At 64.3% G+C, this 687-nt stretch carries 1 protein-coding gene and 1 pseudogene; one reads left to right on the top strand and one right to left on the bottom strand.

Annotated elements, in window-relative coordinates:
* Positions 1–196, top strand: a pseudogene (locus EN969_RS33960) (cysteine biosynthesis protein CysZ); the annotation flags it as partial.
* A 9-nt stretch (positions 197–205) separates the two neighbouring features.
* On the opposite strand, the gene EN969_RS33955 reads toward EN969_RS33960, so the two are convergent.
* On the bottom strand, positions 206–687 hold a 482-nt coding region (locus EN969_RS33955; protein WP_164758794.1), incomplete at its 5' end, for a proline racemase family protein.

Here is a 687-nt window from a genome sequence, read left to right as displayed (position 1 = left end):
CTTTCGCGGCGAAGACGAGGCCAAGGCCTTGCGCAGGCACTATGCCGGCACAGTGTTTCTCGCCGGGCTGCTCATCGCCGCTTTCCTCGCCGTGCCGTTGCTCAACCTGCTGACGCCGCTGTTCGCCGCCGCCATGATGGTGCATCTGCACAAGGCGATCTCGGTGCGGGAAGTGGCTCGCTCCTCGCGCCGCTGAGCATTTTCTTCAGCGCAACAGGAATCCGCGTCCGAGCTCGTCGTCCGCTTCGACGATGAATTCGGCCCGCCCGGAATAATAGGCGCGGCCGCCGACGCGGGCGATGATCGCCTCATGCCGTCCAGCCTTCGCCGTCCGCGCCACGGCTCCGGAAAAACGCGAGCCGGCGATGCTCTCGAATGTGCGCGTCTGTCCGATCGCGATCTCGCCCTTGGCATGCATGGCCGCCAGCCTTGCGGTGACGCCGGAACCGGTTGGCGAGCGATCGACCTCGGCTTCGGCGAAGACGCAGATGTTTTTGGTCACCTCGCCGGAAAATGTGTCGCGGCCGTCGGTCAGGATGGTGCCGTATAGGTAGGCTAGGTCGCCGTGGTCGGGATGCGACAGCGGAAATTCAGCCTTGAGCCTGTCCGTCAGCCCCGTTGCCGCATCGACGAAATCGCGCATCCGGCTTCTGCCGAATTCGAGCCCGAATTGGTGACAATCGTCCA

The sequence above is a fragment of the Mesorhizobium sp. M7A.F.Ca.CA.003.01.2.1 genome, from assembly GCF_003998945.1.
GTDB lineage: Bacteria > Pseudomonadota > Alphaproteobacteria > Rhizobiales > Rhizobiaceae > Mesorhizobium > Mesorhizobium ciceri.
The sequence above is the reverse complement of the archived record's forward strand: the minus strand, read 5'-3'. Positions and strand labels throughout refer to the sequence as shown.